At 50.1% G+C, this 20331-nt stretch carries 19 protein-coding genes and 1 pseudogene; 14 read left to right on the forward strand and 6 right to left on the reverse strand.

Annotated features, from left to right (window positions below; genetic code table 11):
- Window positions 1-119 precede the first annotated feature (119 nt).
- From QZF50_RS23735 to potE, 4 genes are all read left to right on the forward strand, one after another.
- Window positions 120-254, forward strand: coding sequence for a TonB-dependent receptor (locus tag QZF50_RS23735; protein ID WP_073519744.1), 135 nt, complete (start codon window positions 120-122; stop codon window positions 252-254).
- A complete protein-coding gene (gene speFL / locus QZF50_RS15985) occupies window positions 233-337 on the forward strand; it encodes a leader peptide SpeFL (RefSeq protein ID WP_001312672.1) in 105 nt (34 codons plus the stop codon). The genes QZF50_RS23735 and speFL overlap by 22 nt, the downstream gene beginning before the upstream one ends.
- A 310-nt stretch (window positions 338-647) precedes the next feature.
- Entirely contained in the window at window positions 648-2846 is a 2199-nt protein-coding gene (gene speF / locus QZF50_RS15990) for an ornithine decarboxylase SpeF (RefSeq protein ID WP_001297242.1), read from the forward strand.
- Entirely contained in the window at window positions 2843-4162 is a 1320-nt protein-coding gene (gene potE, locus QZF50_RS15995) for a putrescine-ornithine antiporter (RefSeq protein ID WP_000075845.1), read from the forward strand. Before speF ends, potE begins: the two co-directional genes overlap by 4 nt.
- A gap of 55 nt (window positions 4163-4217) precedes the next feature.
- On the opposite strand, the gene pgm is transcribed toward potE, so the two are convergent.
- Both pgm and seqA read right to left on the reverse strand, forming a co-directional pair.
- On the reverse strand, window positions 4218-5858 hold the full coding sequence (pgm, locus tag QZF50_RS16000; RefSeq protein ID WP_001295675.1) for a phosphoglucomutase (alpha-D-glucose-1,6-bisphosphate-dependent): 1641 nt from the start codon (window positions 5856-5858) through the stop codon (window positions 4218-4220).
- Window positions 5859-5883: 25 nt separating this feature from the next.
- Window positions 5884-6429: a replication initiation negative regulator SeqA gene (seqA, locus tag QZF50_RS16005; RefSeq protein WP_000848387.1), complete on the reverse strand. Its 546-nt coding sequence runs from the start codon at window positions 6427-6429 to the stop codon at window positions 5884-5886.
- Between the two features lie 184 nt (window positions 6430-6613).
- Here seqA and ybfF point away from each other — a divergent pair, with 184 nt between their 5' ends.
- The 5 genes from ybfF to fur all read left to right on the forward strand — a co-directional run bounded on the left by ybfF (window position 6614) and on the right by fur (window position 9216).
- Window positions 6614-7378 (forward strand): esterase, encoded by a 765-nt coding sequence (gene ybfF, locus QZF50_RS16010; RefSeq protein WP_000773301.1) that lies wholly within the window; start codon window positions 6614-6616, stop codon window positions 7376-7378.
- A gap of 139 nt (window positions 7379-7517) precedes the next feature.
- On the forward strand, window positions 7518-7811 hold the full coding sequence (gene ybfE, locus QZF50_RS16015; protein ID WP_001300829.1) for a LexA regulated protein: 294 nt from the start codon (window positions 7518-7520) through the stop codon (window positions 7809-7811).
- A 139-nt stretch (window positions 7812-7950) separates the two neighbouring features.
- A complete protein-coding gene (gene fldA, locus QZF50_RS16020; RefSeq protein WP_001018618.1) occupies window positions 7951-8481 on the forward strand; it encodes a flavodoxin FldA in 531 nt (176 codons plus the stop codon).
- Window positions 8482-8690: 209 nt separating this feature from the next.
- Window positions 8691-8777 carry a fur leader peptide gene (gene uof / locus QZF50_RS16025; RefSeq protein ID WP_001406816.1) on the forward strand — a complete coding sequence of 29 codons (87 nt, stop codon included), beginning with the start codon at window positions 8691-8693 and terminating at the stop codon, window positions 8775-8777.
- Window positions 8770-9216, forward strand: coding sequence for a ferric iron uptake transcriptional regulator (gene fur, locus QZF50_RS16030; protein ID WP_000131702.1), 447 nt, complete (start codon window positions 8770-8772; stop codon window positions 9214-9216). The genes uof and fur overlap by 8 nt, the downstream gene beginning before the upstream one ends.
- Window positions 9217-9299: 83 nt before the next feature.
- Here fur and chiQ read toward each other — a convergent pair whose 3' ends face one another.
- The 4 genes from chiQ to nagE all read right to left on the reverse strand — a co-directional run bounded on the left by chiQ (window position 9300) and on the right by nagE (window position 15342).
- Window positions 9300-9626, reverse strand: coding sequence for a ChiQ/YbfN family lipoprotein (chiQ, locus tag QZF50_RS16035; RefSeq protein WP_000733592.1), 327 nt, complete (start codon window positions 9624-9626; stop codon window positions 9300-9302).
- Between the two features lie 49 nt (window positions 9627-9675).
- Entirely contained in the window at window positions 9676-11082 is a 1407-nt protein-coding gene (chiP, locus tag QZF50_RS16040) for a chitoporin (RefSeq protein ID WP_001258839.1), read from the reverse strand.
- Between the two features lie 445 nt (window positions 11083-11527).
- Window positions 11528-13192 (reverse strand): glutamine--tRNA ligase, encoded by a 1665-nt coding sequence (gene glnS, locus QZF50_RS16045; protein ID WP_001287154.1) that lies wholly within the window; start codon window positions 13190-13192, stop codon window positions 11528-11530.
- Between the two features lie 203 nt (window positions 13193-13395).
- On the reverse strand, window positions 13396-15342 hold the full coding sequence (gene nagE / locus QZF50_RS16050) for a PTS N-acetyl glucosamine transporter subunit IIABC (protein WP_001023104.1): 1947 nt from the start codon (window positions 15340-15342) through the stop codon (window positions 13396-13398).
- 332 nt (window positions 15343-15674) lie between these two features.
- On the opposite strand from nagE, the gene nagB reads away from it, so the two are divergent.
- The 5 genes and pseudogenes from nagB to asnB form a co-directional block, all read left to right on the forward strand.
- The gene (gene nagB / locus QZF50_RS16055; RefSeq protein WP_001237072.1) at window positions 15675-16475 is read left to right on the forward strand and encodes a glucosamine-6-phosphate deaminase; all 801 of its coding nucleotides are present in this window, start codon (window positions 15675-15677) and stop codon (window positions 16473-16475) included.
- A 59-nt stretch (window positions 16476-16534) separates the two neighbouring features.
- Window positions 16535-17683 carry an N-acetylglucosamine-6-phosphate deacetylase gene (nagA, locus tag QZF50_RS16060; protein WP_000271153.1) on the forward strand — a complete coding sequence of 383 codons (1149 nt, stop codon included), beginning with the start codon at window positions 16535-16537 and terminating at the stop codon, window positions 17681-17683.
- A gap of 8 nt (window positions 17684-17691) precedes the next feature.
- A complete protein-coding gene (nagC, locus tag QZF50_RS16065) occupies window positions 17692-18912 on the forward strand; it encodes a DNA-binding transcriptional regulator NagC (protein ID WP_290388911.1) in 1221 nt (406 codons plus the stop codon).
- Window positions 18913-18959: 47 nt separating this feature from the next.
- Window positions 18960-19712 carry a ribonucleotide monophosphatase NagD gene (nagD, locus tag QZF50_RS16070; protein WP_000153129.1) on the forward strand — a complete coding sequence of 251 codons (753 nt, stop codon included), beginning with the start codon at window positions 18960-18962 and terminating at the stop codon, window positions 19710-19712.
- A gap of 256 nt (window positions 19713-19968) precedes the next feature.
- A pseudogene (gene asnB / locus QZF50_RS16075) lies at window positions 19969-20331 on the forward strand (asparagine synthase B); the annotation flags it as partial.

Here is a 20331-nt window from a genome sequence, read left to right on the forward strand (position 1 = left end):
ATTAAACCTGCCAAAAATATTATTATTTGGCAGGTTTAATTTCTTAACGCAAATATAAAACACAAAATTACAACATTTAAATAACAAAACAGCATCTAATATGGCGCTATTCATAATTAATGATTTATTATTTGGGGTATGATCGTTTTTTTTTGATCTTCTTCACAGATTATAGCCATTTCATGGATAGAATAACTCTACCTTCAACTGACACAGCAAGAGGTAAAGGTAAATGGAAAATAATAACCGCTTAATGCCTCATATAAGGCGGACAACCCATATCATGAAGTTTGCCCATCGTAATAGTTTTGACTTTCATTTCTTTAATGCCCGCTAGTCTTCTGACTAAAGGGCACCCCAACGTACAGGTCTCCCTGACTTTAAGCATTACAGGTTAATACCTGTATTCCTCGGTGCTCATATACTGCTAACCCTTTTAAACTCTAAATAATTCGAGTCGCAGCACTTGCAACTTGAGGTATGACGAGTATAGCCAGTTACCGGGCTGGTCTGGGTTATTGCATCTGCAAAAAGCAAACTACTGATTTATTTATCAGCGGTGGAGCTTTGCTTTTTTTCCGGCGTGATCGATTTCTCCTTTGAGAAATTGAGGACCTGCTATTACCTGAAATAAAGAGATGAACAAAATGTCAGAATTAAAAATTGCCGTTAGTCGTTCTTGCCCTGATTGTTTTTCCACTCATCGTGCATGCGTGAATATAGACGAAAGTAATTATATTGACGTTGCCGCCATTATTTTATCAGTCAGTGATGTTGAACGTGGAAAACTCGATGAAATAGACGCTACTGGCTATGACATTCCTGTTTTTATTGCAACGGAAAATGAAGAACGTGTACCCGCAGAATATCTGCCACGTATTTCTGGTGTCTTCGAACATTGCGAATCACGTAAAGAGTTTTATGGACGTCAGTTAGAAACCGCTGCCAGCCATTATGAAACGCAACTGCGCCCGCCCTTCTTCCGCGCACTGGTCGATTATGTTAATCAGGGCAATAGTGCTTTTGACTGCCCTGGTCATCAGGGGGGTGAGTTTTTCCGTCGCCATCCGGCAGGCAATCAGTTCGTGGAATACTTTGGCGAAATGCTCTTCCGCTCTGACTTGTGTAATGCTGACGTAGCAATGGGCGATCTGCTGATTCATGAAGGTGCGCCATGTATTGCACAACAGCATGCGGCTAAAGTCTTTAATGCCGATAAAACCTATTTCGTTTTAAACGGTACTTCATCTTCTAATAAAGTGGTCTTAAACGCATTGCTGACGCCGGGCGATCTGGTGTTGTTTGACCGCAATAACCATAAATCTAACCACCACGGTGCGTTGCTACAGGCTGGCGCGACACCGGTTTATCTGGAAACCGCACGTAACCCGTATGGTTTTATCGGTGGTATTGACGCTCACTGTTTTGAAGAAAGTTACCTGCGTGAGCTGATTACAGAAGTTGCACCGCAGCGGGCAAAAGAGGCTCGTCCTTTCCGCCTCGCCGTTATTCAGCTAGGCACTTACGACGGTACGATTTATAACGCCCGTCAGGTGGTGGATAAAATTGGTCATCTGTGTGACTACATTCTGTTTGACTCCGCATGGGTTGGCTATGAGCAATTTATCCCGATGATGGCTGACTGTTCGCCGCTGTTGCTGGATCTTAATGAGAACGATCCGGGTATTCTGGTTACGCAATCCGTACATAAACAGCAGGCTGGTTTTTCTCAAACTTCACAAATCCATAAAAAAGACAGCCACATCAAAGGGCAACAGCGTTATGTACCGCACAAACGCATGAACAACGCCTTTATGATGCACGCCTCCACCAGCCCGTTCTATCCGCTGTTTGCCGCACTGGATATCAACGCCAAAATGCATGAAGGTGTCAGCGGTCGTAATATGTGGATGGATTGTGTGGTAAATGGCATTAATGCCCGCAAACTGATCCTCGATAACTGTCAGCATATTCGTCCGTTCGTACCTGAACTGGTGGATGGTAAACCCTGGCAGTCGTATGAAACAGCGCAAATTGCGGTTGATCTGCGCTTCTTCCAGTTTGTACCAGGGGAACACTGGCATTCTTTTGAAGGCTATGCAGAGAATCAATACTTTGTCGATCCTTGCAAACTGTTGCTGACAACCCCAGGTATTGATGCACGTAACGGCGAATATGAAGCGTTCGGTGTACCCGCGACGATTCTTGCTAACTTCCTGCGCGAAAATGGCGTAGTGCCGGAAAAATGCGATCTTAACTCCATCCTCTTCCTGCTGACTCCGGCAGAAGATATGGCCAAGCTTCAGCAACTTGTTGCCCTGCTGGTACGCTTCGAAAAACTGCTTGAGTCCGACGCGCCATTAGCAGAAGTGCTGCCTTCCATCTACAAACAGCATGAAGAGCGCTACGCCGGTTATACCCTGCGTCAGTTGTGTCAAGAAATGCATGATTTGTATGCCCGTCACAACGTGAAACAACTGCAAAAAGAGATGTTCCGTAAGGAACACTTCCCACGCGTAAGCATGAATCCGCAAGAAGCCAACTACGCCTATTTACGCGGTGAAGTGGAGCTGGTTCGTCTGCCGGATGCAGAAGGCCGTATCGCTGCCGAAGGTGCGCTTCCTTATCCTCCGGGTGTGCTGTGCGTTGTTCCGGGTGAAATCTGGGGTGGTGCTGTTCTGCGTTACTTCAGCGCTCTGGAAGAAGGGATCAACCTGTTGCCAGGTTTTGCACCGGAGCTTCAGGGTGTCTATATCGAAGAACATGATGGTCGTAAGCAAGTTTGGTGCTATGTCATCAAGCCTCGTGATGCGCAAAGCACCCTGTTGAAAGGGGAAAAATTATGAGTCAGGCTAAATCGAACAAAATGGGCGTCGTTCAGTTAACCATACTGACGATGGTCAACATGATGGGCTCCGGTATCATCATGCTGCCGACAAAGCTTGCCGAAGTTGGGACAATTTCAATTATCTCCTGGCTGGTGACAGCCGTAGGCTCAATGGCACTGGCATGGGCATTCGCAAAATGCGGTATGTTCAGCCGTAAATCAGGCGGTATGGGCGGTTATGCGGAGTATGCTTTCGGTAAATCCGGTAACTTTATGGCGAACTATACCTACGGCGTCTCGCTGCTGATTGCTAACGTCGCGATTGCTATTTCGGCGGTTGGTTACGGCACCGAACTGCTCGGCGCGAGTTTGTCGCCAGTGCAGATTGGTCTTGCGACCATCGGGGTGCTGTGGATTTGTACCGTGGCTAACTTTGGTGGTGCGCGCATTACCGGGCAAATCAGTAGCATTACCGTGTGGGGGGTCATTATTCCGGTGGTAGGCCTGTGCATTATCGGCTGGTTCTGGTTTAGCCCGACGCTTTACGTTGATTCCTGGAATCCGCATCATGCACCGTTCTTCAGTGCAGTAGGTTCTTCCATCGCTATGACGCTGTGGGCTTTTCTCGGTCTGGAGTCTGCGTGTGCGAATACTGATGTAGTGGAAAACCCGGAACGTAATGTGCCAATCGCGGTACTCGGCGGTACGTTAGGTGCGGCGGTGATTTATATCGTCTCCACCAACGTGATTGCAGGGATTGTGCCTAATATGGAGCTGGCAAATTCAACGGCACCATTTGGCCTGGCCTTCGCACAGATGTTCACACCAGAAGTGGGTAAAGTCATTATGGCGCTGATGGTGATGTCCTGCTGCGGTTCGCTGCTTGGCTGGCAGTTCACCATTGCCCAGGTGTTTAAATCTTCATCTGATGAAGGCTACTTCCCTAAAATTTTCTCCCGTGTAACCAAAGTGGATGCACCGGTGCAGGGAATGTTGACCATTGTGATTATCCAGAGCGGGTTGGCGCTGATGACGATTAGCCCGTCGCTAAACAGTCAGTTCAACGTGCTGGTTAACCTGGCCGTGGTGACCAATATCATTCCGTATATTCTGTCAATGGCGGCATTAGTCATTATTCAGAAGGTCGCTAATGTGCCCCCCTCAAAAGCGAAAGTTGCAAACTTTGTTGCTTTTGTTGGCGCGATGTATAGCTTTTATGCGCTGTACTCATCCGGGGAAGAAGCCATGCTGTACGGTTCCATCGTGACCTTCCTTGGTTGGACACTGTATGGTCTGGTATCACCACGCTTTGAACTGAAAAATAAACACGGTTAAAAAAGCAAAGTAAAAAAGGGCGATCTTGCGACCGCCCTTTTTTTATTAAATGTGTTTACGCGTTTTTCAGAACTTCGCTAACAATCTCAACCGCTTCTTTCTCAATCTGCTTGCGATGTTCTTCACCGAGGAAGCTTTCGCAGTAGATCTTATATGCGTCTTCCGTGCCTGACGGACGCGCGGCGAACCAGCCGTTGTCAGTCATCACTTTCAGACCGCCAATAGAAGCACCGTTGCCCGGAGCAGCAGTCAGGCGCGCGGTGATCGGGTCACCTGCCAGGGTGCTGGCGCTCACCATTTCCGGAGACAGCTTAGACAGCGCCGCTTTTTGTGCGGAAGTCGCAGCTGCCTGCAAACGGTTGTAGCTCGGCGCACCAAAGCGTTTTGCCAGTTCGTTGTAGTGTTCCTGCGGGTTCTTACCGGTGACAGCGGTGATTTCCGCCGCCAGCAGACACATAATGATGCCGTCTTTGTCGGTGGACCACGGCGTGCCGTCGAAACGCAGGAAGGAAGCCCCTGCGCTCTCTTCGCCGCCAAAGCCGAAGCTGCCGTCGAACAGACCATCAACAAACCATTTGAAACCTACCGGTACTTCTACCAGCTTACGGCCCAAGTCATTGACCACACGGTCGATCATCGCAGAAGAAACCAGCGTTTTACCGACAGCAACATCTTTGCCCCACTGCGGACGATGCTGGAACAGGTAGTTGATCGCCACCGCCAGGTAGTGGTTCGGATTCATCAAACCTGCCGGAGTGACGATACCGTGACGGTCATAATCCGGGTCGTTAGCAAACGCCAGATCGAACTTATCACGCAGTGCCAGCAGACCCGCCATCGCACACTCGGAGGAGCAGTCCATACGGATCGCACCGTCTTTATCGAGGTGCATAAAGCGGAAGGTTTGATCGACCTGATCGTTAACGATGGTCAGGTTGAGGTTGTAATACTCGCCAATGCGCTTCCAGTATTCGATACCGGAACCGCCCAACGGATCAACGCCCAGCGTCAGGCCCGCTTTCTGAATCGCCGCCATATCAACGATATCGGCCAGCCCTTCCACGAACGGCTGCACCAGATCCTGCTCTTTCACATGACCGGATGCCATCGCTTCGTCGAGGGAGATACGCTTCACGCCTTTCAGGCCATCGGCCATCAGTGCGTTGGCCCTGTCTTCCACCACTTTGGTGACGTTAGTATCAGCCGGGCCACCATTTGGCGGATTGTACTTGATACCACCATCTTCCGGCGGGTTATGGGACGGTGTAATCACGATACCGTCTGCCAGCGGGCCACCTTTTTTATTGTGAACCAGGATGGCATTGGAAACGGCAGGCGTCGGAGTGAAGCCATTGTTTTCCTGCACAATGACATCAACGCCGTTCGCTGCCAGCACTTCCAGTACGGAAATGAACGCAGGCTCGGACAGGGCGTGAGTATCTTTACCCACATAGCAAGGGCCAGTGATGCCGTTTTTCGCACGTTCTTCAGCAATTGCCTGAGCGATCGCCAGAATGTGCGGCTCGTTAAAGCTGTGGCGCGCTGCACTGCCACGGTGACCGGAAGTACCGAATTTCACCGCGTGCTCCGCATTCCCTGCTTCTGGTTTCAGTACATAATATTGCGCCGTCAGTTGGGCGACGTTAATCAAATCACTCTGTTGTGCAGGTTGGCCTGCACGATTGTGGATTGCCATTGCTTTGTCCTTTGTCTGCAACGTTTTAGATAGTTCCGCAAACCTTCTCAATCAATTCCGCCGGGAATTGCATCGACTGCATGATGTGTTCGATCATGCTGCATTTACGGCCGGTGTTGGTGTTGGTGATCACCCAATACGGCGTGCCTGGCACATGTTTCGGCTTGGTCTGATTACCATTTTTCAGCAGCGTTTGTTCATCTGCCGCAAAGTAAACGCGTGTACGACCGTGCAACGATTCCGTTGCTTCGGCAAACGCCTGGGCGTCAAGAGAATATAGTGTAGACAACAGCAGCATAAAGCGATTGACCGCTCGCTTTTGCTCTGCGTATTCGTCCGAAAGCAGAAGTTCACGCATTGCGCGAACCTTGTCTTTAATCGTTTTGACCGGCTTCGCTTCGACGATAGCAGGTGACGCAACGCGAACCTCTTTCGTCACCGGAGCAGCAGGCTGTGATGCGGCGGAAAATTTCAACATACGCCGTAAAATGTCGGATGCGCTCTCGCCGATATGCTTAGTGTGGCTGGCAATATAGCTGTAGAGTTCATCATCAACTTCAATCGTTTTCATCTTAATCCAGTGCAGTGTCTTAGCTGAATACAAGTCGCCAGGAGTATATGAATAAATCCCGGCAGCGGATAGCGTCAAGCCTGGCTTGCAGAAAAACTCGGAATAAACCTTATTTGTTGCAGCCCTGTGGCACAATGGTCAACATAATACCCTAACCCGACAACGCGAAAAAAAGAACTTTGCCATGAAATTGAATATCCGCGCGCAAACTGCACAAAACCAGCACAATAATTCTCCCATCGTTCTTGTCCATGGTCTGTTTGGTAGCCTCGACAACCTTGGCGTACTGGCTCGCGATCTGGTAAACGATCACAATATCATCCAGGTTGATATGCGTAACCACGGTCTTTCACCGAGAGAGCCGGTAATGAATTACCCGGCGATGGCGCAGGATCTTGTTGATACCCTGGATGCACTGCAGATCGACAAAGCAACATTTATCGGTCACTCCATGGGCGGTAAAGCGGTAATGGCACTTACTGCACTGGCCCCCGATCGCATCGATAAACTGGTGGCGATTGACATCGCGCCGGTCGACTATCACGTACGCCGTCATGATGAGATTTTCGCAGCTATCAACGCGGTCAGTGAATCGGACGCACAAACTCGCCAGCAAGCAGCAGCAATAATGCGCCAGCATCTTAATGAAGAAGGGGTGATTCAGTTTCTGTTGAAATCTTTTGTTGACGGGGAGTGGCGCTTTAACGTGCCGGTATTGTGGGATCAGTATCCGCATATTGTGGGTTGGGAGAAAATCCCGGCATGGGATCACCCTGCCCTGTTTATCCCTGGCGGCAATTCTCCGTATGTTAGCGAGCAGTACCGTGATGATTTACTGGCACAATTTCCACAGGCACGGGCGCATGTGATTGCAGGCGCGGGTCACTGGGTCCATGCTGAAAAACCGGATGCGGTATTACGCGCTATCCGTCGCTATCTCAATGATTAACGCAACTGATTAAAAACCCAGCGTCCGCGTCGCTTTCCGCGCGTGGGCGTTGGCGTGACTCATCGCGCTGATGTATTATGGCGCGCTATCCATCCGGGCAGAGGCCTGGCTGATTGTTTCCCCCGAAGTCACCAAGATCATGGCCAAAGAACAAACGGACCGTACGACATTAGATCTGTTCGCGCACGAGCGTCGACCGGGACGACCGAAAACTAATCCGCTTTCGCGCGATGAACAGCTGCGTATTAATAAACGCAACCAGCTAAAACGCGACAAAGTACGTGGCCTTAAGCGTGTCGAACTGAAGCTGAACGCGGAAGCTGTCGAGGCGCTGAACGAGCTGGCGGAGTCGCGCAATATGAGCCGTAGCGAACTGATCGAAGAGATGTTAATGCAGCAACTGGCGGCGCTGCGTAGTCAGGGCATCGTTTAAATTTCCACTTTCATGTAGCACAGTGTGCAGTCCTGCTCGTTTGCTGATTCCGCAAGACTGCCTGTTCTGCTATGATTGCCTTTATCCGTGGGCAATTTTCCACCCCCATTTCAATAAGTTTCAAGAGGTTATTTCACTCATGGCTATCACTGGCATCTTTTTCGGCAGCGACACCGGTAATACCGAAAATATCGCAAAAATGATTCAAAAACAGCTTGGTAAAGACGTTGCCGATGTCCATGACATTGCAAAAAGCAGCAAAGAAGATCTGGAAGCTTATGACATTCTGCTGCTGGGCATCCCAACCTGGTATTACGGCGAAGCGCAGTGTGACTGGGATGACTTCTTCCCGACTCTCGAAGAGATTGATTTCAACGGCAAACTGGTTGCGCTGTTTGGTTGTGGTGACCAGGAAGATTACGCCGAATATTTCTGCGACGCATTGGGCACCATCCGCGACATCATTGAACCGCGCGGTGCAACCATCGTTGGTCACTGGCCAACTGCGGGCTATCATTTCGAAGCATCAAAAGGTCTGGCAGATGACGACCACTTTGTCGGTCTGGCTATCGACGAAGACCGTCAGCCGGAACTGACCGCTGAACGTGTAGAAAAATGGGTTAAACAGATTTCTGAAGAGTTGCATCTCGACGAAATTCTTAATGCCTGATGTGATGCGGCGTAGACTCATGTCTACGCCGTATTAATAGATAATGCCAATCAAAATAATTGCTACAAATTTGTAACTTTTGCTGTTGTACCTGTACAATGTCCCGGTGTTCAAGTGGCCTTGCCGTTGTAAATGTAAGCTGTGCCACGTTTTTATTAACAATATTTGCCAGGGACTTGTGGTTTTCATTTAGGCGTGGCAATTCTATAATGATACGCATTATCTCAAGAGCAAATTCTGTCACTTCTTCTAATGAAGTGAACCGCTTAGTAACAGGACAGATTCCGCATGACTGATAACAATACCGCCCTAAAGAAAGCTGGCCTGAAAGTAACGCTTCCACGTTTAAAAATCCTGGAAGTTCTTCAGGAGCCGGACAACCATCACGTCAGTGCGGAAGATTTATACAAACGTCTGATCGATATGGGTGAAGAAATTGGTCTGGCTACGGTATATCGCGTACTGAACCAGTTTGACGACGCTGGTATCGTCACCCGCCACAATTTTGAAGGCGGTAAATCCGTATTTGAACTGACACAGCAACATCACCACGATCACCTGATTTGCCTCGACTGCGGCAAGGTTATCGAATTTAGTGATGATTCCATCGAAGCGCGTCAGCGTGAAATTGCCGCAAAACATGGCATTCGCCTGACTAACCACAGTCTCTATCTTTACGGTCACTGTGCCGAAGGCGATTGCCGCGAAGATGAGCACGCGCACGAAGGCAAATAAGCCAGCCTGAACGAGAAAAGCCAACCTGCGGGTTGGCTTTTTTATGCAAGGGAAATAAGAAAAGCGAGAGTTACAGCTCTCACTTATTTGTTATTACTGCGAATTTCCTGCCAAACTTTATCACAATCGGCTTTCACCGCCTGGTCATTACCGGTTTGCGTTGCGCGCAGACACTGCTGATAATCCAGTACGCGTACACTTTCCTGGTCGGCAAACTGCTGATGTTGTTTTTCTTTCTTCAGCACGTTTAACACGCTCTGGCAGGCTTCAATTTTTTCTGGCGAACCTTGTGCGGTGTTGATACAGGCGCTGTATGCCTCTTTCAGACGACTGTCTTCCTGTGGCGCGGTTGATTGCGCACAAGCTACCAGCCCCGATGCCATCATGGCGATGAGAATCAGTTTTTTCATAGCAAATTCCTCAAACGTGCGGCAGGCACAAAACCTGCCGCGTCGGGCATCAGAAGATGGTGAATGGTGCGATTACCATAAATTTCACGTCACGCTCATCCTGGAAGATGTTACCGTAACCGCCGCCCCAGCTTGGGATGTCAGAGTGGTTGTCGTATTCGGTGAAGTGCAGTTTGAACATCGTGCCTTTGGCGCGGCCGTCCTGAATGGTGTAGACCGCATCCAGGCTGTAGGCAGACTCTTCAATAGTCCGGTTTTTGTCGTAGTACGCATCCGGATTGCTCTGCCAGGTCGCAGGTTTAGCATCCCATGCGTAAACGTAGGAAGCGCCGATGGCGAAGCCTGGAAGATTCCAGTTTTTCAGGTCATACATCGCACCGAAGAAGACCGCTTTTTCTCCGTTAGCGTTGAAGTCGGAACGGTTATCCCACCAGATATCCAGGCGACCGTTCGAGGAAGCGTAGGTTGGAGTCATACGTTGCAGGAAGTATCCCTGCTGACCGTCAGCCTTAACCCAGGTGCCTTCAAGGCGCAAATCCACTACGTCAGCCGCCCGGTAACCAAAGGTCAATGCTTGCAGCCAAGCGGTGCCGTCATAAAGATCGTTGACGCTGCGATCGTCAACTTTATCGCGGGTACCGTAGAACTGGTAGCTGGTGGTTAACGGGCTACCGGCGATATCAAATTTGTAGCTGGCTTTGGCAAAATATTGATCGATATACCCTTCCGCCTGACCAAATGCCGCTTCCAGTACGAAGTTATTTTTGAAGTCGTATTTCGCCCCAAGGGAGTGCAGATAATCAACTTTGGTGGTTTTATCGTTCTGATAAAACTCATCCATTTCCAGATGCCACGGCGCTTTGTATTCGTTGGTCCACATGTAGGAGAAACTCAAGGCACCAGCATCGCCGTAATCAAAATTCGCCCCGGCTTCCGCCCCCTGATAAGTACCTGGCATAAAGCTCCAGTGCGGCGCTAACAGCGTTTGACCAGTTGGCTGAATGTAACCTGCCCTCGCCCAAACCGGACCGTATTTAAATTTGGCCGCAGCTTTATACAGGCTTATACCGCTTTTGTCGCCGGACCAGTCTTCGTCATAGGCTTTATTACTTTTTGAAAACGCGATTTCGTTCGGGTGGGAGCTGTCGCCGTTTTCCGCCATTTCAATCGCCGTAAACGCAGCAATATCAAGGCCGAACATATCAGCAGCATAACCGGACTGAAAATCGAGGTTGGCATTCCAGGTGGAGTGAGAAAGGTTGGTTTTGTATTTGTCGCCGTCGGTAACATCTTTACGGTCGCGTTCACGCTGCCAGTAATATATACCGCCGGTTAAGGTTGAATCGTCGATGAATCCTTCGGCGCGAGCCTCCGGCATTGCCATAAAGCCCGACATTGCTGTAACACCGGCGATAGCCAGCGCCAGCGTACTACGTTTGCCACTAAACGTACGCATGGGTTAATCCTCTTTGACGTATAAATTGCTGCACCAAAGGTGAACAGCGAAAAAATAAAAATTAAAAAAGTAGCGTTGAGAAAAGTCTCGCTGACTACAGGAACAGACTATTTTTCGCGACGCGAATTATCAATCTCTTTCTGTAACCAGAATGTAAGAACATGAGCAACCGCACATATTTTGATGATTTTTGTTACAAGGCTTAAGTTTGCGGTTGAAAGGCTTGCAGAAGAATAAATGCGTGAATTTCCAGCAAGATGGAAGCGGTTACATTTTATTTAATTATGGTTTGTGATTTTAAATTTATTTTATGGATAAATTGCGAAGCGGAATTAATTCGCGAAGAAAAGCAGAAAAAACGCCGCAGAGTGCGGCGTTTGGGATTGTTTGCTATTTCTTGCCGGATGCGACGTAAATGCCTCACCCGGCCTGGTAGAACTTAAAATTACTCGCCTACTTTCGCCCAGGTATCACGCAGCCCAACGGTGCGGTTAAATACCGGTTTTTCCGCTGTGGAATGGCGGCTGTCGAGGCAGAAGTAACCTTCACGCTCAAACTGGAATGCTTTACCCGCAACCGCATCTTTCAGCGACGGTTCAGCAAAGCCCTGTTTGATCACCAGCGATTCCGGGTTAATCACCGACAGGAAATCATCCGCAGCACCAGGGTTCGGCACGCTGAACAGACGGTCGTACAGACGGATTTCAACCGGCAGCGCATGTGCCGCGCTCACCCAGTGAATAACACCTTTGACTTTACGACCATCTGCCGGATCTTTGCTTAAGGTGTCGGCGTCATAAGTACAGAAGATGGTGGTGATATTGCCTTCGGCATCTTTCTCCACGCGTTCAGCCTTAATGACGTAAGCATTACGCAGACGCACTTCTTTACCCAGCACCAGACGTTTGTACTGCTTGTTAGCTTCTTCGCGGAAATCGGCGCGATCGATCCAAATCTCACCGCTAAACGGCACCTGACGACTCCCCATTTCCGGTTTGTTCGGATGGTTCGGCATGGTGACCATTTCGCCTTCGCCCTGATAGTTTTCGATAACCAGTTTCACCGGATCGATAACCGCCATTGCGCGCGGCGCATTTTCGTTGAGATCTTCACGGATGCAGGATTCCAGCGATGCCATCTCAATGGTGTTGTCCTGCTTGGTCACGCCGATGCGTTTGCAGAACTCACGAATAGAAGCAGCAGTGTAACCACGACGACGCAGACCGGAAATGGTCGGCATACGCGGGTCATCCCAGCCTTCAACGTGCTTGTCGGTCACCAGCAGGTTCAGCTTACGCTTGGACATCACAGTGTATTCCAGATTCAGGCGCGAGAATTCGTACTGGCGCGGGTGAACAGGAATGGTGATGTTGTCCAGCACCCAGTCGTACAGGCGACGGTTGTCCTGGAACTCAAGCGTACACAGAGAGTGCGTAATACCTTCCAGGGCATCGCTGATGCAGTGGGTGAAGTCGTACATCGGGTAGATGCACCACTTGTTGCCAGTCTGGTGGTGTTCAGCAAATTTAATACGGTACAGCACCGGATCGCGCATCACGATAAACGGTGAAGCCATGTCGATTTTCGCACGCAGGCAGGCTTTACCTTCTTCAAAACCACCGGCACGCATTTTTTCGAACAGCGCCAGGTTCTCTTCAACGCTGCGGTCGCGGTACGGGCTGTTTTTACCCGGTTGCGTCAGGGTGCCGCGGTATTCGCGGATCTGTTCCGGCGTCAGTTCATCAACGTACGCCAGGCCTTTATTGATCAGTTCGATCGCATAGGCGTGGAGCTGATCAAAATAATCGGAGGAGTAACGGACGTTACCAGACCAGTGAAAACCTAACCACTCTACGTCGTTTTTGATCGACTCAACATACTCGATATCTTCTTTTACCGGGTTAGTGTCGTCGAAACGCAGGTTGCACTGGCCTTTATAGTCCTGGGCGATCCCGAAGTTCAGGCAGATAGATTTCGCATGGCCAATATGCAGATAGCCATTCGGCTCCGGCGGGAAACGGGTGTGTACTGTGGTGTGCTTACCACTGGCCAGATCTTCATCGATGATCTGACGGATAAAGTTAGTCGGGCGGGCTTCTGCCTCACTCATCGTGGATTCCTCAAAGCGTAAACAACGTATAACGGCGTATGATCTTATAAGCGGGACAGGCTGACAACTGTTAGTTTTTTAAAATTGATAATCTAACAAGGATTATGGGGATGATTGATGAAAAAAAAAAGCGGCAGAGAAGATCTCCACCGCTTGTCATTGTTGGATGCGACGCTCAAGCGTCGCATCAGGCATAAAGCAGATTACTTTTTGATTTCATACAGCGGTGTTTGACCCGCCACAACATGGCCCTGAGCTTTAATGATCAAGCCACTGAAATCGTCGATATTGCTGCAAACCACCGGGCTAATCATCGAGCGGGCGTTAGCGTTCAGGTAATCCAGATCCATTTCCAGAATCGGTTGCCCTGCGCTTACCTGCGCACCCTCTTCCACCAGACGTTTAAAGCCTTTACCTTCCAGCGCTACGGTGTCGATACCCATATGGACGACGATCTCCGCGCCTTTTTCGGTTTCCAGGCAGAACGCGTGGTTGGTGTTGAAGATTTTCACGATTGTCCCTGCGGCTGGTGATACGACGATTTTATCTGTCGGTTTCACCGCCACACCGTCACCCACCGCTTTGCTGGCGAATGCTTCGTCAGGAACCTGATCCAGTGCCACGACATCACCGGTAATCGGCGATACCAGCTCCGCGATAGATACCGCGTTTGGTACAGCCTGCGGTTTTGCTACAGGCGCGGCAGTTGCCGGAGTTGCTTCAGCTGACGCAGCGGCTACCGGACCACGGGCAACGACTTTCTTCATCGCATCGCCGATGGATTCTGCTTTCGCGCCAACAATCACCTGAATAGTCTGTTTGTTCAGTTTCACTACACCAGAAGCACCCAGACGTTTACACATCGTATCGTTGACGCGGGCAGAGTCAGCCACGGTCAGGCGCAGACGGGTGATACAGGCGTCAATTGCTTTCAGGTTGTCAGTGCCGCCAACCGCAGCAATATAGTTGGTCGCCAGTTGATTGAGGCCTTCTTCAGTGTTGCTGTTGGCTTCTTCAGTAACGATCTCGTCTTCTTTATCTTCACGACCCGGCGTTTTCAGGTTGAACATGCGGATAACCAAACTGAACACCACGAAGTAGATAGCGAAGAAGACAACACCCATAACCAGCAGCATCCAGACGTTCTGGCTGGCGGCCGGCAGGTTATACATCAACGCGTAGTCGATAGCCCCCGCAGAGAAAGAGAAGCCAGCATGGATACCCAGCAGTGTTGCCACAAACAGGCTGATACCGGTCAGCAGTGCGTGCAGGAGGTACAGCAGCGGTGCAAGGAACATGAACAGGAATTCCAGCGGCTCAGTCACACCGGTCAGGAACGCAGTAACAGCAACAGAAAGCAGCATCCCGCCAACCATCGGACGACGCTCTTTCGGTGCTGCGAAGTACATCGCCAGCGCCGCACCCGGCAGACCGAACATCATAATCGGGAAGAAGCCGGACATGAACATCCCCGCGGTGCCGTCACCGGCATAGAAGCGGTTGATATCACCGTGGAAAACCGTACCCGCCGCGTTGGTGAATTCACCAATCTGGAACCAGGCGATGGTGTTCAGCACCTGATGCAGACCGGTTGGGATCAGCAGACGGTTGATGAAACCAAAGATACCGGAACCCAGCGCGCCCGCAGAAACGATCCACTCGCCTCCTGCATGGATAGCGTGCTGTACCGGCGGCCAGACGTAACCAAAAATGGCCGCCAGCACCAGGCAGAAGAAGCCGGTGGCAATCGGCACAAAGCGTTTGCCGCCGAAGAAGCTCAGGAAGTCCGGCAGTTTAATATCGGACCAACGGTTATAGGCTGCGCCACCAACCAGACCGGTAATGATACCCGCCAGTACACCCATGTTTATTTCTGGGTTGATGGTCACCATCGCTTTGGTTAACACAAAGTAACCTACCGCACCCGCCAGCGCCGCCGCACCTGCGCTGTCTTTCGACCAGCTGGATGCCACACCGATGGCGAAGATTAATGCGAGGTTATCAAAAATCGCACCGCCCGCCTGGGCAATAAACGCAACGTTAAGTAAATCTGGCTGACCGAATCGCAGCAACAGTGCCGCCACCGGCAGCACCGCGATAGGGAGCTGTAACGCCCTACCGAGTCGCTGGAAAAAACCTAAAATATTCATCTTATTCCCCCTACGAGAACCCTATTTGGCTCGTTTAAAGCCGTATTTTTATTTTGCTGCAAATTGTACTGCCGATGTTCTGTAATCAGATTGTTAGATCATCTGCTACAGAGTGTGTGAAAATTTAATTCGTATCGCAAATTAAACGCGTGTCTTTTGTGAGTTTTGTCACCAAATATCGTTATCATCACTCCCTTTTACTGGCTAAACCAGAAAACTTATTTTATCATTCAAAAAATCAGGTCGGATTGACGCCTGTCTGCGCAAATCCAGGTTACGCTTAAAGATGCCTAATCCGCCAACGGCTTACATTTTACTTATTGAGGTGAATAATGAGACTGATCCCCCTGACTACCGCTGAACAGGTCGGCAAATGGGCTGCTCGCCATATCGTCAATCGTATCAATGCGTTCAAACCGACTGCCGATCGTCCGTTTGTTCTGGGCCTGCCGACTGGCGGCACGCCGATGACCACCTATAAAGCGTTAGTCGAAATGCATAAAGCAGGCCAGGTCAGCTTTAAGCACGTTGTCACCTTCAACATGGACGAATATGTCGGTCTGCCGAAAGAGCATCCGGAAAGCTACTACAGCTTTATGCACCGTAATTTCTTCGATCACGTTGATATTCCAGCAGAAAACATCAACCTTCTCAACGGCAACGCCCCGGATATCGACGCCGAATGCCGCCAGTATGAAGAAAAAATCCGTTCTTACGGAAAAATTCATCTGTTTATGGGCGGTGTAGGTAACGACGGTCATATTGCATTTAACGAACCGGCGTCTTCTCTGGCTTCTCGTACTCGTATCAAAACCTTGACTCATGACACTCGCGTCGCGAACTCTCGTTTCTTTGATAACGATGTCAATCAGGTGCCAAAATATGCCCTGACTGTCGGTGTTGGTACATTGCTGGATGCCGAAGAAGTGATGATTCTGGTGCTGGGTAGCCAGAAAGCACTGGCACTGCAGGCTGCAGTTGAAGGTTGCGTGAACCACATGTGGACCATCAGCTGTCTGCAACTGCATCCAAAAGCGATCATGGTGTGCGATGAACCTTCCACCATGGAGCTGAAAGTTAAGACTTTAAGATATTTCAATGAATTAGAAGCAGAAAATATCAAAGGTCTGTAATTGTTATCCCTGCCCTGGCTCCTTGCTCAGGGCAATATTTTTTAAAATCGGGGGTCAGAATGTATGCATTAACCCAGGGCCGGATCTTTACCGGCCACGAATTTCTTGATGACCACGCGGTTGTTATCGCTGATGGCCTGATTAAAAGCGTCTGTCCGGTAGCGGAACTGCCGCCAGAGATCGAACAACGTTCACTGAACGGGGCCATTCTCTCCCCCGGTTTTATCGATGTGCAGTTAAACGGCTGCGGCGGCGTACAGTTTAACGACACCGCTGAAGCGGTCAGCGTGGAAACGCTGGAAATCATGCAGAAAGCCAATGAGAAATCAGGCTGTACTAACTATCTGCCGACGCTTATCACCACCAGCGATGAGCTGATGAAACAGGGCGTGCGCGTTATGCGCGAGTACCTGGCAAAACATCCGAATCAGGCGTTAGGTCTGCATCTGGAAGGTCCGTGGCTGAATCTGGTAAAAAAAGGCACCCATAATCCGAATTTTGTGCGTAAGCCTGATGCCGCGCTGGTCGATTTCCTGTGTGAAAACGCCGACGTCATTACCAAAGTGACCCTGGCACCGGAAATGGTTCCTGCGGAAGTCATCAGCAAACTGGCAAATGCCGGGATTGTGGTTTCTGCCGGTCACTCCAACGCGACGTTGAAAGAAGCGAAAGCCGGTTTCCGCGCGGGGATTACCTTTGCCACCCATCTGTACAACGCGATGCCGTATATTACCGGTCGTGAACCGGGCCTGGCGGGCGCGATCCTCGACGAAGCTGACATTTATTGCGGTATTATCGCTGATGGCCTGCATGTTGATTACGCCAACATTCGTAACGCTAAACGCCTTAAAGGCGACAAACTGTGTCTGGTTACCGACGCCACCGCGCCAGCAGGTGCCAACATTGAACAGTTCATTTTTGCGGGTAAAACAATATACTACCGTAACGGACTTTGTGTGGATGAGAACGGTACGTTAAGCGGTTCATCCTTAACCATGATTGAAGGCGTGCGTAATCTGGTCGAACATTGCGGTATCGCACTGGATGAAGTGCTGCGTATGGCGACGCTCTATCCGGCGCGTGCGATTGGCGTTGAGAAACGTCTCGGCACACTCGCCGCAGGTAAAGTAGCCAACCTGACCGCATTCACACCTGATTTTAAAATCACCAAGACCATCGTTAACGGTAACGAGGTCGTAACTCAATAAGAGAAAGTATGACACCAGGCGGACAAGCTCAGATAGGTAATGTTGATCTCGTAAAACAGCTTAACAGCGCGGCGGTTTATCGCCTGATTGACCAGTACGGGCCAATCTCGCGGATTCAGATTGCCGAGCAAAGCCAGCTTGCCCCCGCCAGCGTAACCAAAATTACGCGTCAGCTTATCGAACGCGGGCTGATCAAAGAAGTTGATCAGCAGGCCTCCACCGGGGGCCGCCGCGCTATCTCCATCGTCACCGAAACCCGCAATTTCCACGCAATCGGCGTACGGCTTGGTCGTCACGACGCCACCATCACCCTGTTTGATCTCAGCAGCAAAGTGCTGGCAGAAGAACATTACCCGCTACCGGAACGTACCCAGCAAACGCTGGAACATGCCCTGTTGAATGCCATTGCTCAGTTTATTGATAGCTACCAGCGCAAACTGCGCGAGCTGATCGCGATTTCGGTGATCCTGCCAGGGCTTGTTGACCCGGACAGCGGCAAAATTCATTACATGCCGCATATTCAGGTAGAAAACTGGGGGCTGGTAGAAGCACTGGAAGAACGTTTTAAAGTGACCTGTTTCGTTGGTCACGATATCCGTAGTCTGGCGCTGGCGGAGCACTACTTCGGTGCAAGTCAGGATTGCGAAGACTCCATTCTGGTGCGTGTCCATCGCGGAACCGGGGCCGGAATCATCTCTAACGGGCGCATTTTTATTGGCCGCAACGGCAACGTCGGTGATATTGGCCATATTCAGGTCGAACCGCTGGGTGAACGCTGCCACTGCGGCAACTTTGGCTGCCTGGAAACTATCGCCGCCAACGCTGCCATTGAACAACGGGTGTTGAATCTGTTAAAGCAGGGCTACCAGAGCCGCGTGCCGCTGGACGACTGCACCATCAAAACTATCTGCAAAGCCGCGAACAAAGGCGATAGTCTGGCGTCGGAAGTAATTGAGTATGTCGGTCGTCATCTGGGTAAAACCATCGCCATTGCTATCAACTTATTTAATCCGCAAAAAATTGTTATTGCCGGTGAAATCACCGAAGCCGATAAAGTGCTGCTCCCTGCTATTGAAAGCTGCATTAATACCCAGGCGCTGAAGGCGTTTCGCACTAATCTGCCGGTGGTACGTTCTGAGCTGGATCACCGCTCGGCAATCGGCGCTTTTGCGCTGGTAAAACGCGCCATGCTCAACGGTATTTTGCTCCAGCATTTGCTGGAAAATTAATGTGCTTTTATAGTGGCGCTTATTGTTGTCAATATTCTGGGTAGTCCATGACCATTAAAAATGTAATTTGCGATATCGACGGCGTGCTGATGCACGATAACGTCGCCGTACCGGGTGCAGCGGAATTTTTGCACGGGATTATGGATAAAGGCCTGCCGCTGGTGTTGCTGACCAACTATCCTTCGCAGACTGGGCAAGATCTGGCGAACCGCTTTGCCACCGCAGGTGTCGATGTACCTGACAGCGTGTTTTATACCTCTGCGATGGCGACTGCCGATTTCCTGCGTCGCCAGGAAGGCAAGAAAGCATATGTGGTGGGCGAAGGCGCACTGATTCATGAACTGTACAAAGCCGGTTTCACTATTACCGATGTGAACCCTGATTTCGTGATTGTTGGCGAAACGCGTTCCTACAACTGGGACATGATGCATAAAGCAGCCTATTTCGTCGCTAACGGTGCACGTTTTATCGCCACCAATCCGGACACCCACGGGCGCGGTTTTTATCCCGCTTGTGGCGCGTTGTGTGCAGGGATTGAGAAAATCTCCGGGCGCAAACCGTTCTATGTTGGTAAGCCCAGCCCGTGGATCATCCGCGCAGCATTAAACAAAATGCAGGCGCATTCGGAAGAAACGGTGATTGTCGGCGATAACTTGCGCACCGACATTCTGGCGGGCTTCCAGGCAGGTCTGGAAACGATTCTGGTGCTTTCTGGTGTTTCATCGCTCGACGATATCGACAGTATGCCGTTCCGCCCAAGCTGGATTTACCCGTCAGTCGCTGAAATCGACGTTATCTGAATAGCAACCACGTCTGCGGACGTGGTTTCTTATTTTTACCCATCATTAAAATCATCCCATTCAATAAAACCCGTCAAAAATTATCGATTCATCAATAAATATATCCTCACACCAGACCTTTTTTCACCAATCGACAATCACCATTACGTTTTTTATTTTTTCACCGCCAAATCGCTTGCGCACAGTGCTGCTTTGCGGCATTTTTTTAAACAAGCAAACACAACAAGCAACAAATACCAGGTTAACGGAGAAGGTTATGTGTTCAATTTTTGGCGTATTCGATATCAAAACAGACGCAGTTGAGCTGCGTAAGAAAGCACTCGAGCTGTCACGCCTGATGCGTCATCGTGGCCCGGACTGGTCCGGTATTTATGCCAGCGATAACGCCATTCTCGCCCACGAACGTCTGTCAATTGTTGACGTTAACGCGGGGGCGCAACCTCTCTACAACCAACAAAAAACTCATGTGCTGGCGGTAAACGGTGAAATCTACAACCACCAGGCACTGCGCGCCGAATATGGCGATCGTTATCAGTTCCAGACCGGATCTGACTGCGAAGTGATCCTCGCGCTGTATCAGGAAAAAGGGCCGGAATTTCTCGACGACTTGCAGGGCATG

The sequence above is a fragment of the uncultured Escherichia sp. genome (assembly GCF_948475835.1).
In the GTDB taxonomy this organism is placed as follows: Bacteria; Pseudomonadota; Gammaproteobacteria; order Enterobacterales; family Enterobacteriaceae; genus ECMA0423.